This is a genomic window from Allocoprococcus comes, from assembly GCF_013300725.1.
Classification (GTDB): Bacteria; Bacillota; Clostridia; order Lachnospirales; family Lachnospiraceae; genus Allocoprococcus; species Allocoprococcus comes_A.
Genome location: NZ_JAAIMM010000009.1, coordinates 1 through 17575 on the forward strand (window position 1 = coordinate 1; position 17575 = coordinate 17575).

Consider the following 17575-nt stretch of genomic DNA (forward strand, 5'->3'; position numbering starts at 1 on the left):
GCATGTGTTAAGCACGCCGCCAGCGTTCATCCTGAGCCAGGATCAAACTCTCGTTAAAAGTGTTTGTATCCAGTTCAAAATCACTGCTAGCAATTTCGTTCCTGTTTACTGTTCTGGTTTGACATCTTTCGATGTCCGTTCTTGAAAAATCTCTTTAAAGAATTTTCAGGGTTTGTTGTCTATTGTTCAGTTATCAATGTTCTTTTTTGTTGTTGCCGTTTCATGCGACAGCTTTTATATTATATCAAAGTGTCTCATGTTTGTCAACAACTTTTTTAAATTATTTTTTGATGCTTTTTTGAAATCTCTCAAGCAGCAACTCTGATATATTATCATATATCTTCTTGTCTGTCAACAACTTTTTTGAATTTTTTTCAGAAGTTATTTCCAAACAAAAAACGGAGAAAGAGGGATTCGAACCCTCGCGCCGGTTGCCCGACCTACACCCTTAGCAGGGGCGCCTCTTCGGCCTCTTGAGTATTTCTCCTCAGCCCGATCCAAGGTCTGTATTTAACTGTGCGTTTACATACTTTTAATGTAACTTCACAGCGCATTGATAATTATACCTAAGAACCCTCTTTCTGTCAACGGTTTTTTCGATTATTTTTTTCTTTTTTTGAGTTTGTTTTCTATTTATCTATATATAGAAGAAACAGGCTCTTTTTCACTATATCTAGCAAAGAGTCTGTCCCTTTTTACCTTATCTATATTTTATGCTTCCTTTGGTTCATATTCAGATATGGTTTCTTCTATTCTTCTTTTTACTTCTTTTGCGATCTCTGTCGTCTTCATATTCTGATATTCTTCATAATAAATCGGTTCCAGAAAATGTACCTGTACCGTTACCGGTGCGATACTATTTGTATCGAACGGTTTAAAAGAATCTATCAACGCAATCGGTATGATCGGGCATTTCGCTTTTGTTGCCGCCTTGAAGCTTCCACCTTTAAACTCAAGAAGCTTGTTTCCCATCTTTGAGCGGGTTCCTTCTGCAAAGATCAGATAGTTTCTTCCTTTCTTTACTTCTTCTGTAACATCCATGATCACCTGCATAGACTGGCGGATATCTTCGCGGTCGATCATGTAGGCCTTCATACATTTAAATGTCTGCTTGAGAAGCGGAACATTTGCCACTTCTTTTTTTGCCACCACTGAAAACGGGCGCGGGCAGGCATCAACAATTGCGAGTACATCATAAAGCCCTTGATGATTCGGAAAAAACATAAACCCTCCCTCTTTGGGGATATTTTCTTTTCCATATGCTTCGATTGTTACATTTCCGCCTTTATTGGCTCTTTTGACAATATATTTCAGAAGCTTATACCGGGTGATCTCCGGATACTTGTCTACATGTGCGGCATAGTAACACAGCTTGCACCACATAAACGGAACAAGCAGAATATTCCGAATTACCATAAGTGCAATTCTTTTCACACAATTCATTCTCTATTCCTCCGCATACTCTTTTACGGCTGTCTCGTATAAATTATTGCCCTCGGAGTCGATCACAACAATTGCCGGAAGGTCTTCGATCTCCAGGCGGCGGATCGCTTCTGTGCCGAGATCATCATATGCGATCACATCTGCTTTTTTGATACATTTTGAAAGGAGCGCTCCTGCTCCTCCGACTGCTGCAAAATAAACTGCTTTATTTCTCACGATCGCATCCCGGACAGCCTGGCTTCTTTTCCCTTTTCCTATCATTCCGCCAAGTCCCAGATCCAGAAGGCGTGGTGCATATTTGTCCATTCTGCTTGCTGTTGTCGGTCCTGCTGAGCCGATCGGTCTTCCTTCCCTCGCCGGAGATGGTCCCATATAATAAATCATCTGATTCTTAATATCAAGTGGAAGCTCCTTTCCTTCCGAAAGTGCTTCATCCATTCTTTTATGAGCAGCATCACGGGCGGTATAAATAACTCCCGTAAGATATACATAGTCTCCTGCTCTTAAATCCTGTATTTCTTCCTTTACTACAGGAACTGTAATATGTCTTTCCATATCCTTTTCCTTCCTGATTCTTTTTCTGTATTCTGCTGCGGCGTTTTTAACTGCCAACAGGAGTCTTATAATTCTCTTAAAATAATTTCAGCTAATTTTCCCACTGTAAATTCCACAAAACTGATGCACTGTGCTTTTCTCTCCGGAGAATTCTTTTCTTTTCCTCTTGTAAGCACACGACAACATGTAGCTCCGCAGTATTCTTTAAATGCATCGTGAAGCTCTTTTGTCAGTCTCTGGCATTTCAAAAATGCATCATCTCCCGGCGTTCTTCTTCCAAAGAAATAGCCAATACACATCGTTCCGCCAGCAAGTGCGCCGCAAATACAGCCGCCATCTCCAAGCCCCCACGGAAATCCGGATGACATGGCAATCGCATCGTCTGACATCTCAAGATCAAAACCTTTCTTGATTGCATAGATCACCGACTCTGAACAGGCGAACCCTTTCTGGAAAATCTCAACCGCATCTTTTCGCATTGCGTCTACATCTACATTTGTATTCATAATTGTCCTCTTTTCATTTTTCTTTAAATATTACACATCCTCTCACCGGCAGAAACCCTTTGTAACATGCTTCATCTTCACGCGAGTACATATCTTCGGCACAGAAAGTCTTTTCGGGATTCCCCGGTAAGTTAAATAGTACGGATCACATGGCGGTTAACATGACAGCAAATATTTACCGCTACCGGAAGTCCGGCAATATGAGTCGGATAAGTGTTGACATTGACAGCCAGTGCGGTTGTACTTCCCCCAAGTCCGCCCGGTCCGATTCCAATCTTGTTGATCCGCTCCAGTAATTCTTCTTCCAGTTCTTTTACATATGGAATGTCTGAATGGCTTCCTACCTCTCTTGTAAGTGCTTCTTTTGCCATCAGTGCACATTTTTCAAATGTGCCGCCGATTCCCACGCCGACAACCATCGGAGGACAGGCATTCGGTCCGGCATCTTTCACTGCCGTAAGAACTGCTTCTTTTACTCCTTCGATTCCATCTGCCGGTTTCAGCATAAACACACGGCTCATATTCTCACTTCCAAAACCTTTCGGTGCAACCTTGATCTTCACCTGATCGCCCGGAACGATTTTATAATGAATGATTCCCGGTGTATTATCTTTTGTATTCTCTCTGAGAATCGGATCTTTGACAACGGATTTTCTCAGATATCCATCGACATATCCGCGACGGATTCCTTCATTGACCGCATCTTCAAGGTCTCCACCTTCAAAATGCACATCCTGTCCGATCTCAAGAAATACAACTGCCATACCTGTATCCTGGCAGATCGGGATCATATCTTCTCCTGCGATCTTCAGGTTGTCCTGAAGCTGGCTTAAAATCTTTTTCCCAAGTGGAGACTTCTCTGTTGAAACTGCATTTTTCATCGCAATATCCATATCCTTTGAGAGAAAATGGTTCGCTTCAATGCACATTTCTTTGATATTCTTTGAAATCTCTTCCACGTTCACTGTACGCATTGGTTTTTCCTCCTGCATTTGTCTTAATCTGTTTTTATTATACTATGGTTTTTTTTCATCTGCAATGTAATCATCTTCAAATAAACCTGTATCGCCTCTATTGTTAACCTTATAAAATTTTAAGTTGACATTCTTTCTTTTGCATGGTAAAGTGTGAAATGTATTTGATATTTTTTACCAAGGAAGGTTTACTTATGATTTCTGAAATTGAAACAACTACAGATCCGGTGCTTTCACGAGAAGATGCGATTGCAATCCTGAATACACCGGACGAAGAACTCGACCAGCTCATTGCACAAGCTGAAAAACTGCGCAGAAAATACAAGGGCAATCATGTAAGTATTCATATTCTTACCAATGCCCGCAGCGGCAACTGCTCCCAGGACTGCGCTTACTGTGCACAATCCTGTCGTTCAAAGGCCGATATCGATAAATATAAATGGGTAGCCGATGAAAAATTATATAAAGACAATGATTTTGTAAATGAACATCATCTGTCCAGACACTGTATCGGACTCAGCGGTATGAAATTTACCGATGAAGAGATTGAAGAACTTGCTTCTAAGATCCGCAAGATGAAAGAAGAGGGAACTCACCTCTGCTGCTCCATCGGCTTTCTTACTGAAAAGCAGGCTCTGATGCTGAAAGAGGCCGGGCTTGACCGGATCAACCACAATCTGAACAGCAGCCGGGCTTATTACAGCCACATCTGCTCTACCCATACATTTGAACAGCGCGTTCAGAATATCAAGATGCTTCAGAGACTTGGATTCGAGATCTGCAGTGGCGGAATCATCGGAATGGGTGAAAGTAAAGAAGATGTTGTAGATATGCTTCTGGAACTTCGTGAGATTCAGCCGGAAGCCCTGCCGATCAACTTCCTGCTGCCGATTCCGGGAACTCCTCTCGGTGACGCTGATATCTCCGGACTTACAACTGAGTATTGCCTGAAGGTTCTCTGCCTTGCAAGACTTCTGGTTCCGCAGTCCGATATCCGCTGCGCTGCCGGACGCGAGGTTTATTTCAAAGGCGAAGAGAAGAAACTTCTCAGCGTTGTAGATTCCATTTTTGCTTCCGGTTATCTTACTGCGGACGGTCAGGGAATCAAAGATACGATCCAGGCGATTACGGATGCTGGTTTTACTTACGAGATCGAATCTGCTTAATTTATTGACACGCTGAACACCAAGGATGAATTAAAATAATGTGAATACTTTATTTTATGGGCGTTCGAGGTGTTCAAGGATTGCCGGAATTGTATAGCAATGAAACAATCCAATTACATTATTAACATTCTAAAAGGAGAGTACATAACATGACTCAGGGAAACACACAGACACTTCGTACAACCAATACTTATGCAATGGCGGTAACAGCTCTTATGACCGCTGTCACCTGCATTCTTGCACCGCTTTCCATCCCGATCGGACCGGTGCCGATTTCACTTACCAACTTTGCAATTTATCTGGCGCTTTATCTTCTGGACTGGAAGAAAGGAACGGTCAGCTATATCATTTACCTTCTCCTCGGGCTCGTCGGACTTCCTGTATTTTCCGGATTTACCGGAGGACTGGGAAAACTTGCCGGACCAACCGGCGGATACATCATTGGTTTCATCCCAATGGCAATCATTGCCGGTATCGTAATTGACAAATTCAGCCAGAGATGGATCCAGATTCTTGGAATGATCATCGGAACTGCCATCTGCTATGCATTCGGAACTGCATGGTTCTGTGTTCAGGCAGGTTACACTGTATCCGCTGCTCTTGCAGTATGTGTCATTCCATTTATCCCGGCGGACCTGATCAAGATGGTGATCGCTATGATCATCGGTCCTGAAATCCGCAAGAGACTTGGAGCTGTTGCACAGTAAGATGCACGCGCCTGCCAGAATATTTAAAGTCTGGCAAAATAATAATCCAGCCCCTCTACGAAGCCCGGAAATGCCTGTTTGTCGCAGCGTTTCCGGGCTTCTTTGTTTTCCATATTAAAAATTTGGCTTTTACCAGAGCAAATGTAAGACATACCATAACATTTTCTTTCCATGCAGCCTCACAAAACAAAGCAAGAGACCAGACAAGGCATTTGCATATCCTCTGTCCAGTCTCTTTATGATTTATCCTGCTTCTGTATTTCTACTTTCGCTCAGATTTTTATTCTTCTGTCTGCTCTTCTACAGCCGTCTCAGCAGTTTCTTCTGCATTTGCTTCTTCCGCTGTCTCTTCTGCATTCTCCTCCAGTTCACGAGAAGCCTTACGCACCTTTGCAATACTTGCAACTTCTTCATGTTCCTTCAGATTGATCAGCTTGACACCAGATGTGATTCTTCCAAGTACGGAGATGCCTGCACATTCCATACGGATCACGATACCGTCTGTATTGATGATCATGATCTCATCATCTGAATTGACTGCCTTCGCGCCGACTACATTACCGGTCTTCTCTGTGATCTTATAACACTTCACACCTTTTCCGCCACGGTTCTGAGCTGTGAATTCTTCCATACGGGTTCTCTTGCCCATACCCTTTTCAGATACGATCAGAAGCTCTTCACCCTGCACATCAAGCTGCATTGCAACCACTTCGTCCCGGTCACTTAAATTCATACCACGAACACCCATAGAGGTTCTTCCGGTTGAACGTACGTCAGATTCATGGAAACGGATGCACTGTCCATACTGGGTTACAAGAACAACATCTCTTTCGTTGTCTGTGATCTTAACCTCGATCAGTTCATCATCCTCGCGGAGTGTAATTGCGGCAAGTCCTGTCTTTCTTACATTTGCGTAATCCAGGATCGGGGTCTTCTTCACAAGACCTTTCTTGGTTGCCATGAACAGATAATCTCCTTCTTTGAATTCCTTGATCGGAATCATGGCAGTGATCTTCTCATCCGGCTGAAGCTGAAGGATGTTGATGATCGCTGTACCACGGGAAGTTCTTCCTGCTTCCGGAATCTCATATCCTTTCAGGCGATAACAGCGTCCGGTATTGGTAAAGAACATAATGTACTGGTGTGTATTGGTCATGAACAGCTCTTCTACATAGTCTTCATCCAGAGTCTGCATACCCTTGATACCCTTACCGCCACGGTTCTGGCTCTTGAAGGTATCGTTGCTCATTCTCTTAATGTATCCCATCTTTGTCATGGTGATCACCACATCTTCTCTCGGAATCAGATCCTCTGTGGAAATGTCGTATTCATCAAATCCGATGGCTGTTCTTCTGTCATCTCCGTATTTTTCAGAAATCACAAGGATTTCTTTCTTGATGACACCAAGCAGAAGCTTTCTGTCTGCAAGGATTGCCTTATATTCTGCAATCTTCTTCTCAAGCTCTGCATACTCTGCTTCCAGCTTCTCTCTTTCCAGACCGGTCAGAGCTCTCAGACGCATATCTACGATTGCCTGGGACTGCGCATCACTTAAGTTAAAGCGGCTCATCAACTCTGTCTTTGCGATCTGCACCGTCTTGGATCCACGGATGATCTTAATGACTTCATCAATGTTATCCAGTGCGATCAGCAGACCTTCCAAGATGTGTGCACGTTCTTCCGCCTTATTCAGTTCGTATTTGGTACGTCTGGTCACAACGTCTTCCTGATGTTTCAGATAATGGTTCAGGATTTCCAGAAGGCTCATAACCTTCGGCTCATTATTGACCAATGCAAGCATGATCACACCAAATGTATCCTGAAGCTGTGTATGCTTGTAAAGCTGGTTCAGAACGACATTCGGGTTCACATCTCTTCTCAGTTCGATGCAAACACGCATACCTTCACGGCTTGACTGGTCGCTCAGGTCTGTGATTCCATCGATCTTCTTATCTCTTACAAGCTCCGCGATCTTCTCGATCAGACGGGCTTTATTGACCATGTACGGAAGCTCGGTTACAACGATTCTGTGCTTTCCGTTTGCCATTGGCTCGATATTGGATACCGCACGTACACGGATCTTTCCGCGTCCTGTACGGTAAGCCTCCTCGATCCCTCTTGTTCCAAGGATGGTTGCTCCCGTCGGAAAGTCAGGTCCTTTGATGATCTCCATGATCTCTTCGATCGTAGTCTCATCTTTATCTTCGATCTGGTCATCAATGATTTTCACAACCGCACCAATGACTTCTCTCAAGTTGTGCGGCGGAATATTGGTTGCCATACCTACCGCGATGCCGGATGTTCCATTTACCAGAAGGTTCGGGAATCTTGCCGGAAGTACGGTCGGTTCTTTTTCTGTCTCATCAAAGTTCGGTGCAAAATCAACGGTGTCTTTGTTGATATCCGCTGTCATTTCCATCGAGATCTTACTAAGTCTTGCTTCGGTATATCGCATTGCGGCAGCACCGTCACCGTCCACAGAACCAAAGTTGCCGTGACCGTCTACAAGAATGTAGCGGGTAGACCAGTCCTGTGCCATATTAACGAGGGCTCCGTAAATAGAACTGTCACCATGCGGGTGATATTTACCCATGGTATCACCGACGATACGCGCACATTTACGGTGCGGTTTGTCAGGACCGTTGTTCAGCTCGATCATCGAATAAAGAATACGTCTCTGAACAGGTTTCAGACCGTCTCTTACATCCGGAAGCGCACGAGAAGCAATAACACTCATGGCATAATCGATATAGAACTCTTCCATGGTTTTTTTCATATCCACTTCATGAACTTTATCAAAAATATTATCTTCCATTGGTTTTCTCCTATATATCTAAGTTCTTAACAAATTTTGCATTCTCTTCGATAAATTCTCGTCTTGGTTCTACTTTATCTCCCATCAGGGTTGTAAAGGTAAGATCCAGTTCGGAAGATGTCTCATCGTCCATTGTCACTCTTCTCAAGATTCGATGCTGCGGGTCCATTGTGGTATCCCATAACTGCTCTGCGTCCATCTCACCCAGACCTTTGTATCGCTGAATCTTATTGTTCTGATCACGTCCGACTTCGCTGATGATCTTCGCCAGCTCTTCATCGCTGTATGCATACCAGACTTTTTTATTCTTCTCCAGCTTATAAAGCGGTGGCTGTGCCAGATATACATAACCCTGCTTGATCAGTTCTGGCATGAAACGATAGAGGAAAGTCAGAAGCAGGGTACTGATGTGTGCTCCATCGACATCGGCATCGGTCATGATGATGATCTTGTGATATCTCAGTTTGGAAATATCGAAGTCGTCATGGATTCCGGTACCAAACGCCGTAATCATCGCCTTGATCTCGGCATTGCCATAGATCTTATCCAGTCTTGCCTTCTCAACATTCAGGATCTTTCCACGAAGCGGCAGGATCGCCTGGGTTGCTCTGTCACGGGCTGTCTTCGCAGAACCTCCCGCAGAGTCTCCCTCTACGATGTAGATCTCGCACTTGGACGGATCCTTGTCAGAACAGTCTGCAAGCTTTCCAGGAAGTGACATGCCTTCCAACGCGGATTTTCTTCTGGTAAGATCTCTCGCCTTTCTGGCTGCCTCTCTTGCTCTCTGTGCCATGACAGACTTCTCAACAATAGATTTTCCAATAGCAGGATTCTGTTCCAGAAAGATCTGAAGCTGGCTGCTGACGATACTGTCAACCGCGCCTCTCGCTTCACTGTTTCCCAGCTTCTGCTTGGTCTGTCCTTCAAACTGAGGATCCTCGATCTTGACACTGATGATCGCAGTCAGACCTTCTCTGATATCCTCTCCGGAAAGATTCGGCTCGCTGTCCTTTAATAATTTGTTCTTTCTTGCGTAGTCGTTAAATGTTTTTGTAATGGCATTTCTAAAGCCGACTACATGGGTTCCGCCTTCCGGTGTTGTGATATTATTTACAAAACCATAGGTGTTATCTGTATAAGAATCGTTGTGCTGCATAGCAACTTCAACTTCTACGTTATCTTTTGTTCCTTCACAGTAGATGATCTGCTCGTAAAGCGGAGTCTTGCTGCGATTTAAGTACTGGACAAACTCCTTGATACCGCCTTCATAGTGGAAAACTCTTTCCTTCGGTTCTTCATCCCGAAGATCAGTCAGGCTGATGCGAAGTCCCTTGGTAAGGAACGCCATCTCACGGAATCTCTGTTTTAACACATCATAATCAAATACTGTATCTTCAAAAATGGTTTCGTCCGGAAGGAAGGTTACCTTGGTTCCTGTCTTTTCCGGATCACATTCGTCTACAACCTTCAGCTTGTAAACAACATGTCCTTTTTCATATCTCTGTCTGTATACCTTTCCTTCGTGGCAGATCTCAACTTCAAGCCAGTCAGAAAGTGCGTTTACAACGGAAGCTCCTACTCCGTGAAGTCCACCGGATACCTTGTATCCTCCACCGCCGAATTTACCGCCGGCATGAAGCACGGTAAATACAACCTCTACCGCAGGGAGTCCTGCTTTGTGATTGATCCCCACCGGAATACCACGTCCGTTATCTATAACCGTAATTGAATTATCCGGATTGATGAACACCTGGATATGATCACAGTATCCTGCAAGCGCTTCATCCACCGAGTTGTCAACAATCTCATAGACAAGATGGTGAAGTCCTCTTGAAGATGTACTGCCGATATACATACCAGGTCTCTTTCTTACTGCTTCCAGCCCTTCCAGTATCTGGATTTGGTCTGCTCCATATTCTGCACTCATATTGATCCTCCTAATTCTCTTTTGATACATGTCCGTTCTGAACATGAAATACTTTATTTATTGAAAATCGATGATTGACAAACTCGTCAAGTCCCGTACAGGTGATCAGAGTCTGTATATCATGAATACTGTCCAGTAAATAGTTTTGCCTGTGTTTGTCAAGTTCAGACAATACATCGTCAAGCAGCAGCACCGGCGTATCCTTTATGATCTGCCGTACCAGCTCGATCTCAGACAGTTTCAGCGAAAGTGCCGCTGTCCTCTGCTGCCCCTGCGATCCAAATCTGCGGATGTCGATCCCTCCTGCCATAAAACAGATGTCGTCCCGGTGAGGTCCCACCGAGGTACTCTTCATCCTGATATCGCGCTCCCTGTTCTTCTCAAGCGCCGCCTCAAGCGAAAGTGCTCCGCATCCAGGCTCATACGAAAGGCTGATCCTTTCCCTGCCTCCCGTCAGTTTATGGTGAATGTCTCCGATTATCGCATTGACCTCCTCAATAAACCGGATCCTTCTCTGAATAATCTTTTCTCCATACTGAACCAGCTGCATATCCCACACATCCAGCGTATCCAGTATGTCATCTCTGTAATAGGTATCCTTCAGCAGACGGTTCCGCTGATTAAGTGTACGGTTATAATTTGCCAGGTCACTTAAATACACCTTGTCGAGCTGTGAAAGCTCCAGGTCCATGAACCTTCTCCTCTCCGCCGGACCATTTTTAATAATGTTCAGATCCTCCGGCGAGAAAAACACAAAATTCGTCAGTCCAAAAAGCTCACTCGCCCTCCGGATCGGAACCTTGTTGATCGCGATTCCCTTCGGACTGTTCTTCTTCAGGTGCATGTCAATCTGCCATGGAACACCATTTTTCTCGATAACCGTCTCGATATGAGCTTCATCCTGCCCGAACCGGATCAGATCCCGGTCCTTCGTCCCCCTGTGAGACTTTGTGGTTCCTGACAGATACACCCCTTCCAGGATATTCGTCTTGCCCTGCGCATTATCACCGTAAAAAATATTCGTGGCATGATCAAATTCAATATTCAATATTTCATAATTTCTGTAATCTTTTAACTTTAATGATTTGATAATCATACCTGCGCCAGCCTATTTTTCAATCTTGATCTCTTCTCCGTTAAATGTGACAACGTCACCGTCGTATAATTTTTTACCACGTCTGGTATCTACTTCTCCGTTCACTTTTACCAGACCTTCGGTAATGACTTCCTTTGCTTCCACACCGGATCCTACAAGACCTGCCGCCTTCAGTGCCTGGCCAAGCTTGATAAATTCGTCTCTGAGTTTGATTGTCTCCATAATTTTTGTCCTCTCTAAATTCCTATACTGCTCCGCTGAAGTTTACCGGAAGGATCAGGTATACATAGCTTTCTCCTTCATCCTTGATAAAGCAAGGAGCTTTTGCGTTCATAAAGTAAAGATCTACTTCTTCATCATCGATGACACGAAGTGCGTCGATCAGGAACTTCGGATTGAAGCCGATCAGAAGGTCTTTTCCTTCTTTGGTGATCAGAATCTCTTCATCCATCGTACCCATCTGTGACTTGATCTTAAGTTCCATCATTTCATCCTGGATATTGATGATGATCGGTTTTTTATCGCCTTCTTTTACAAGAAGTGTCGCACGGTCAATACAGTTCAGAAGTTCTCTTTTATTGATTCTTACCTTTGTCTCATAATCATTGGACAGCATCTGCTCGATACGGAAATATTCACCTTCGATCAGTCTGGATACCACAACTGTATCATCAAATTCAAATACAATGTGGTTGGCTGTGAAATACAGTCTCACTTCGCTGTCCGCTTCGCCTGACAGGATCTTGCTGACTTCGATCAGAGTCTTTCCCGGAACCACGATCTTCTTCGGTTCATAAGATTCCTTCAGCTCGATCTTGCGGATGGAAATACGGTGTCCGTCAAGGGATACCACTTTCAGAAGATCTCCGTTCATATCGAAAAGCTCTCCTGTCATCAACTTGTTGCTGTCATTATCTGCAATTGAGAAAATGGTCTGGCGGATCACTTCCTTCAGTGTGAACTGGGAAATGACAACCGGATTCTCTCTCTCAATATATGGCAGATAAGAAAAATCTTCGCCGGATTTGCCGGAGATGTTGAATTTCGCTTTTTCACAGGTAATGAGCGTCTGAAGGTTTGCTTCACTTTCGATCACGATTTCATTATCAGGAAGCTTTCTTACGATGTCAGAGAAAATCCTCGCATCCAGTGCGATCATTCCCTTCTCGTCGATCTGACCTCTGATCACAGTCTCGATCCCAAGCTCCATATCGTTTGCTGTAAGTTTGATAATATCTGTAGTTGCATCTATCAGAATGCATTCCAGGATCGGCATGGTTGTCTTTGTCGGAACAGCCTTTGATACAATGCTGACCCCTTTCACAAGATCTGATTTAAGACATCTGATTTTCATAATGTGTAAAACTCCTTTCGACGCGCAAAATATATATTTATATAAAACAAATCCGTAGTTATCTTAGTAGTATCTGTTGAATTGCGGACAAGTACTTTAAGGCCTTAATATGAAAGGATTTAAGGCTTTGACAAGTCCGTGGACAGTCCTTTTTCTTCCCTGGCAGATCATGGAAAACTTTTCTACAGCGGGCTGATCTTTTTCTGAATGATCTCGATCGTGTTTCTTAAGGCTTCATCTTTTTCCACATCCCGGGCAATCTTGTCCACACCATGGTTCACAGTGGAATGGTCACGCCCTCCGAGCAGATCGCCGATCCTCTGAAGAGATGCATCCGTCATCTGTCTGCACAGATACATCACGATCTGTCTGGCTCCTGCCGTTCTCGCATTCCTCCGGCTGCCTTTCAGTTCGGAAACAGAAACGTTGAAATGATCAGAGACAACATCCAGAACCAGCTCCGGCGTCACCTTGCGGCTCTCGTCCGGTGCGATCATATCCTTCAGTGCCTCTGCCGCCAGAGAAACATCAAAGTTCTTTCTTCCACCGATCCGGTATAATGCGATCAGCTTGTTAAGTGAGCCTTCCAGCTCCCGGATATTGGTCTTGATGTTCATCGCGATATACTGGATCACCTCATCCGGAATCTGATATCTTTCCAGTTGGTCCAGTTCTATTTTCTTATAAAGAATCGCCATACGTGTCTCGTAATCCGGCACCGAAATATCTGCGATCAGTCCCCATTCAAACCTTGTCCGCAGACGCGCCTCCAGTGTCGTCATATCCTTCGGTGGTTTATCACTGGAAATGACGATCTGCTTTCCGGAGTTGTGCAGATGATTGAACGTATGGAAAAATTCTTCCTGTGTACTTTCTTTGCCGATAATAAACTGTACGTCATCGATCAGAAGTACGTCGTTGTTGCGGTACTTATCGCGGAATGCATTCATCGCCAGATCGTTGCCGGTCTTTCCGTTGCGGATCGCCGTGATCAGGTCATTGGTAAATGTCTCACTTGTCACATACAGGACTTTCTTCGATGGTTCCCGGTCCAGTATGTAGTGTGCGATCGAATGCATCAGATGAGTCTTGCCAAGTCCTACCCCGCCATATAAAAACAGAGGATTGTAAACCTCACCGGGAGATTCGGCAACTGCCAGTGATGCGGCATGTGCAAAATTATTATTCCCTCCTACCACAAAGGTATCAAACGTATACTTCGGATTCAGATTCGCTTTTTCAGCTATCGGGCTTACCGCTTTATGCTTATGTGTCTTCTCTTTTACGGGCACAGTCTCCTCCAGATATCTGCGCTGCTGCTCGCGCGGCAGATCTCTCGGAATAAACTTGATCTGATACTCTGTCCCGGTAACTTCCGCGATACATACTTTAAGCGGAAGAAGATATTTATTCTGAATGTGTTCGATGCTCGCCTTAAAATTAACGGTAAGATACAGGGTGTTGCCTCTGATCTCATATACCTCCAGCGGGCGTATCCACGTTTCAAAAGAAATGTTCGATAGAAAATATTCTACTTTCAGCTTTTGAATGATCTCTTCCCATTTTTCTTTTATGACGTCCATGTTCCTGCCCCATTCATCTTCAAAATAAGCATAATCATACTCTTATATTCTACCTTAAAATGATTTCAGAATCAATCAAAAACCGTAAACTTATTCATAATTTCCTTAAAATAAGGATCGAAACTTTATTAAAACTGCTTGACGGAGACAGCTTTTTTGATTATAATGAAGTACGATGTCTTAAAAACGTAAATAAGCTTCTATTCATATAAGAAGGAATCGATAGGAGGTGGATATCAATGAAGATGACATTCCAGCCAAAGAAACGTTCCAGAGCGAAAGTTCATGGATTCAGAGCAAGAATGGCCACAGCAGGTGGAAGAAAAGTTCTTGCAGCAAGAAGAGCAAAAGGAAGAAAAGTATTATCAGCATAGGTCACATATATGTGGCCTTTTCTTCTATGCAAATTTATGTAAATCGGGAGAATAAAGCATGAAATTTTCCGAATCATTGAAGAAAAACAGGGATTTCCAGTCTGTATACAGAAAGGGAAAACCTTATGGCAACAAGTACCTTGTAATGTATCTCCTGGCGAATGATCTCGGACGCAACCGCGTCGGAATTTCCGTCAGCAAAAAAGTTGGGAACAGCATCATAAGACATCATTTAACACGGCTGATCCGTGAGAGTTACAGGTTACACGAAGAACAGTTCCAATGTGGATATGATATCGTGATCATCGCAAGGACGACCGCCAAAGACCGGTCATACCATGAGATCGAAAGCGCTCTCATCCATCTGGGCAAACTTCATCACATTTATTCGGACTGCGTTTAGTCAGTTCAGTATATCGAGAAGACGGATATACACAACGAGGCACTGAAATTATGAAAAAGATATTACTATATTTGATTCGTTTTTACAGAAAGTATTTATCACCTATGAAGGTATATACCCATTGCATTTACATTCCCACCTGCTCAGAATATGCGCTGGAGGCAATTGAAAAATATGGGGCATTTAAAGGAGGCCTTCTGACCGTATGGAGGATCTTAAGATGTAATCCATTCGCAAAAGGTGGATATGATCCGGTGCCTTAACTAACCTACGAGCCGTCCAAACACCGGGGCGGAAATGTTAATGGAGGAAAGGTTATGACAGGTATTTTAATGACACAGGTCAGCACACCGATCATCGGACAGGCTGCCTGGGTACTCGGTAAGATCATGAACGGTATTTACCGGGTAATGGATTTAGTCGGCATTCACAACCTGGGTATTTGTATTATCCTTTTGACAATCGTCATCTATACTTTACTCATGCCGCTTACAATCAAACAGCAGAAATTTTCCAAAATGTCCGCTGCAATGAACCCTGAGCTTCAGAAGGTTCAGCAGAAGTACAAAGGAAAAAATGATCAGGCTTCCATGCAGAAGATGCAGGAAGAAACACAGTTAGTATATGAAAAATACGGAGTATCACCAACCGGCGGATGCTTAAGTATGTTCATCCAGTTCCCAATCCTGTGGGCGATGTACTATGTAATCCGTAATATCCCGGCTTATGTAACACAGGTAAAAGACGTCTACACACCTCTTGTTACCTCAATCATGGCTCAGGACGGATGGCAGAAAGTTATGGAAAAGATCGGAGAAGCGAAACCGATCCTGATGTCTGCCTCCAAATATGACTACTCTGATAAGAATGTACTGATCGACGTACTCTACAAATTCCAGACTTCAACATGGGATACCCTTGGCAAGAAGCTTCCGGATCTGCAGACTACCATCGACAGCACTGTTAATACATTAAAGTCCATGAACAACTTCCTTGGACTTAATATCGCAGAGACACCTATGAACCTCATCAGTACCGGTGTCAAAGCCGGAACATGGGGAATTGTGATCATGGCAGTCCTGATCCCGATCCTTTCCGGTCTGTCACAGTACTTAAGTGTTAAACTTTCTCAGCAGACAACAGCTACAACCAACAATCCGCAGGCAGACCAGATGGCTGCTACTATGAAGTCCATGAACGTAACGCTTCCGCTTGTATCTGTATTTATGTGCTTCACATTACCTACAGGTCTTGGAATCTACTGGGTTGTCAGTGCCGTTGTCCGTATGGTACAGCAGTATTTCATCAACAAACATCTGAACAAGATTCCAATGGACGAACTGATCAAGGAGAACATGGAAAAAGCTGCTGAAAAGCGTAAAAACAAAAAAGAAGTTGATGCAAGCAATGTAAATAAAATGGCTCACAAGAACGTAAAGAATATTCACGAGCCTGTAAGATCAGCTGCTCAGACAAAAGAACTTGAAGAAAAGCTTGAAGAAGCGAAAAAGAAAAATGAAAATGCAAAGGCAGGAAGCCTTGCAGACAAAGCAAACCTTGTAAAGCGCTTTAACGAAGGCCAGAAATAGGGGGACAAGTCAAATGAATGAGATTACAGTATCAGCAAAAACTTTAGATGATGCCATCACAGAAGCTTCTATCCAGCTCGGTGTAGCAAGCGACCAGATGGAATATGATGTTATCGAAAAAGGAAGCGCAGGTTTCCTCGGAATCGGAAGCCGTCAGGCAGTTATCCGTGCCCGTATCAAAAAATCTGTAACAGAAGAGATCAAAGCCGAAGAAATCAAACCGGAAGAGATCAAAAAAGAATTCAAGAAGGAATTCAAAAAAGACCGCAAGGATTTTGGCGGACACAAAGAACGTAAAGAGTACAAAGAATACAAAAAAGATTCGAAAAAGGACTTCAAGAAAGAACCTAAGAAAGAATTTGTAAAAGAAAACAAAACAGAAACAGTCTCTGCCGTAACAGCAGCAGCTCCGGTTCAGGAAGAGAAGAAAGAGCTTCATGTAGCCGTTGTAACCGAAGAGACACAGAAGATCTGTGAGAAATTCTTACAGGAAGTACTTCAGGCAATGGGAATGGGCGAAGTAAATATCGTATCCTCCATCGATGAAGAAGGTGCTCTTGCAATCGAGATGAACGGCGAAAACATGGGAATCCTGATCGGTAAGCGTGGACAGACACTGGATTCTCTCCAGTACCTCACCAACCGTGTAGCTAACAAATCACAGGATGGTTATGTACGTGTCAAACTCGACACAGAAGACTACCGCAAGAGAAGAAAACAGACTCTTGAAAATCTCGCAAAGAATATCGCTTACAAAGTAAAACGAAGCAGAAAGCCGATCTCACTGGAACCGATGAATCCTTATGAAAGAAGAATCATCCATTCCGCTCTGCAGGCTGATGACAGAGTTTCTACTCACAGCGAAGGCGAAGAACCATACAGACGTGTTGTTGTAACACCGAACCGCCGTTAATGTTAATTGGTCTGGCAAATATGGTACGTGCACCGTTATAACAGAATTTTTTACAGTAAACCGCAGTCATTTGATGGCTGCGGTTTTTTGCTGCCATCATCTCTGCAATTCATCTGTTACTATTTATTCCCAGGTCAGTCACTTTGCTGCTTCACACCAGGGGGATACAC

General features: G+C 43.7%; 17 protein-coding genes and 1 tRNA gene. 7 read left to right on the forward strand and 11 right to left on the reverse strand.

Going from position 1 to position 17575, the window contains the following annotated elements; translation table 11 throughout:
- Positions 1 to 399: 399 nt before the first annotated feature.
- From G4407_RS06390 to G4407_RS06410, 5 genes are all read right to left on the reverse strand, one after another.
- Positions 400 to 487: transfer RNA gene (locus G4407_RS06390), tRNA-Ser, on the reverse strand.
- Positions 488 to 711: 224 nt separating this feature from the next.
- A complete protein-coding gene (locus G4407_RS06395; protein WP_055158168.1) occupies positions 712 to 1434 on the reverse strand; it encodes a lysophospholipid acyltransferase family protein in 723 nt (240 codons plus the stop codon).
- Positions 1435 to 1446: 12 nt separating this feature from the next.
- Positions 1447 to 1998 (reverse strand): Fe-S-containing hydro-lyase, encoded by a 552-nt coding sequence (locus G4407_RS06400; RefSeq protein WP_173688204.1) that lies wholly within the window; start codon positions 1996 to 1998, stop codon positions 1447 to 1449.
- 65 nt (positions 1999 to 2063) lie between these two features.
- Positions 2064 to 2504 (reverse strand): C-GCAxxG-C-C family protein, encoded by a 441-nt coding sequence (locus G4407_RS06405; protein WP_173688205.1) that lies wholly within the window; start codon positions 2502 to 2504, stop codon positions 2064 to 2066.
- A gap of 131 nt (positions 2505 to 2635) precedes the next feature.
- The gene (locus G4407_RS06410; protein ID WP_173688206.1) at positions 2636 to 3478 is read right to left on the reverse strand and encodes a fumarate hydratase; all 843 of its coding nucleotides are present in this window, start codon (positions 3476 to 3478) and stop codon (positions 2636 to 2638) included.
- A gap of 194 nt (positions 3479 to 3672) precedes the next feature.
- On the opposite strand from G4407_RS06410, the gene bioB reads away from it, so the two are divergent.
- Positions 3673 to 4644 (forward strand): biotin synthase BioB, encoded by a 972-nt coding sequence (gene bioB, locus G4407_RS06415; protein WP_173688207.1) that lies wholly within the window; start codon positions 3673 to 3675, stop codon positions 4642 to 4644.
- A gap of 149 nt (positions 4645 to 4793) precedes the next feature.
- Entirely contained in the window at positions 4794 to 5351 is a 558-nt protein-coding gene (locus G4407_RS06420; RefSeq protein WP_173688208.1) for a biotin transporter BioY, read from the forward strand.
- A gap of 280 nt (positions 5352 to 5631) precedes the next feature.
- Here the strand turns inward: G4407_RS06420 and gyrA are convergent, their stop codons facing one another.
- From gyrA to dnaA, 6 genes are all read right to left on the reverse strand, one after another.
- Complete coding sequence (gene gyrA / locus G4407_RS06425; RefSeq protein ID WP_173688209.1) at positions 5632 to 8166, reverse strand: DNA gyrase subunit A; 2535 nt, start codon at positions 8164 to 8166, stop codon at positions 5632 to 5634.
- A 10-nt stretch (positions 8167 to 8176) separates the two neighbouring features.
- Complete coding sequence (gene gyrB / locus G4407_RS06430; protein ID WP_173688210.1) at positions 8177 to 10093, reverse strand: DNA topoisomerase (ATP-hydrolyzing) subunit B; 1917 nt, start codon at positions 10091 to 10093, stop codon at positions 8177 to 8179.
- A 10-nt stretch (positions 10094 to 10103) separates the two neighbouring features.
- Complete coding sequence (gene recF, locus G4407_RS06435) at positions 10104 to 11189, reverse strand: DNA replication/repair protein RecF (RefSeq protein WP_173688211.1); 1086 nt, start codon at positions 11187 to 11189, stop codon at positions 10104 to 10106.
- A gap of 12 nt (positions 11190 to 11201) precedes the next feature.
- Complete coding sequence (locus tag G4407_RS06440; protein ID WP_022220243.1) at positions 11202 to 11411, reverse strand: RNA-binding S4 domain-containing protein; 210 nt, start codon at positions 11409 to 11411, stop codon at positions 11202 to 11204.
- A gap of 22 nt (positions 11412 to 11433) precedes the next feature.
- Positions 11434 to 12543, reverse strand: coding sequence for a DNA polymerase III subunit beta (gene dnaN, locus G4407_RS06445; RefSeq protein WP_173688212.1), 1110 nt, complete (start codon positions 12541 to 12543; stop codon positions 11434 to 11436).
- Positions 12544 to 12725: 182 nt separating this feature from the next.
- Positions 12726 to 14126 (reverse strand): chromosomal replication initiator protein DnaA, encoded by a 1401-nt coding sequence (dnaA, locus tag G4407_RS06450; protein WP_173688213.1) that lies wholly within the window; start codon positions 14124 to 14126, stop codon positions 12726 to 12728.
- A gap of 239 nt (positions 14127 to 14365) precedes the next feature.
- Here dnaA and rpmH point away from each other — a divergent pair, with 239 nt between their 5' ends.
- The 5 genes from rpmH to jag are packed head-to-tail and all read left to right on the forward strand — an operon-like array spanning position 14366 to position 17405.
- A complete protein-coding gene (rpmH, locus tag G4407_RS06455; protein ID WP_022220244.1) occupies positions 14366 to 14500 on the forward strand; it encodes a 50S ribosomal protein L34 in 135 nt (44 codons plus the stop codon).
- Positions 14501 to 14558: 58 nt separating this feature from the next.
- Positions 14559 to 14903 carry a ribonuclease P protein component gene (rnpA, locus tag G4407_RS06460; RefSeq protein WP_173688214.1) on the forward strand — a complete coding sequence of 115 codons (345 nt, stop codon included), beginning with the start codon at positions 14559 to 14561 and terminating at the stop codon, positions 14901 to 14903.
- Between the two features lie 50 nt (positions 14904 to 14953).
- Complete coding sequence (gene yidD, locus G4407_RS06465; protein WP_008371384.1) at positions 14954 to 15166, forward strand: membrane protein insertion efficiency factor YidD; 213 nt, start codon at positions 14954 to 14956, stop codon at positions 15164 to 15166.
- Between the two features lie 54 nt (positions 15167 to 15220).
- Entirely contained in the window at positions 15221 to 16492 is a 1272-nt protein-coding gene (locus G4407_RS06470) for a YidC/Oxa1 family membrane protein insertase (RefSeq protein WP_173688215.1), read from the forward strand.
- Between the two features lie 13 nt (positions 16493 to 16505).
- Positions 16506 to 17405 (forward strand): RNA-binding cell elongation regulator Jag/EloR, encoded by a 900-nt coding sequence (jag, locus tag G4407_RS06475; RefSeq protein WP_173688216.1) that lies wholly within the window; start codon positions 16506 to 16508, stop codon positions 17403 to 17405.
- Positions 17406 to 17575 lie beyond the last annotated feature (170 nt).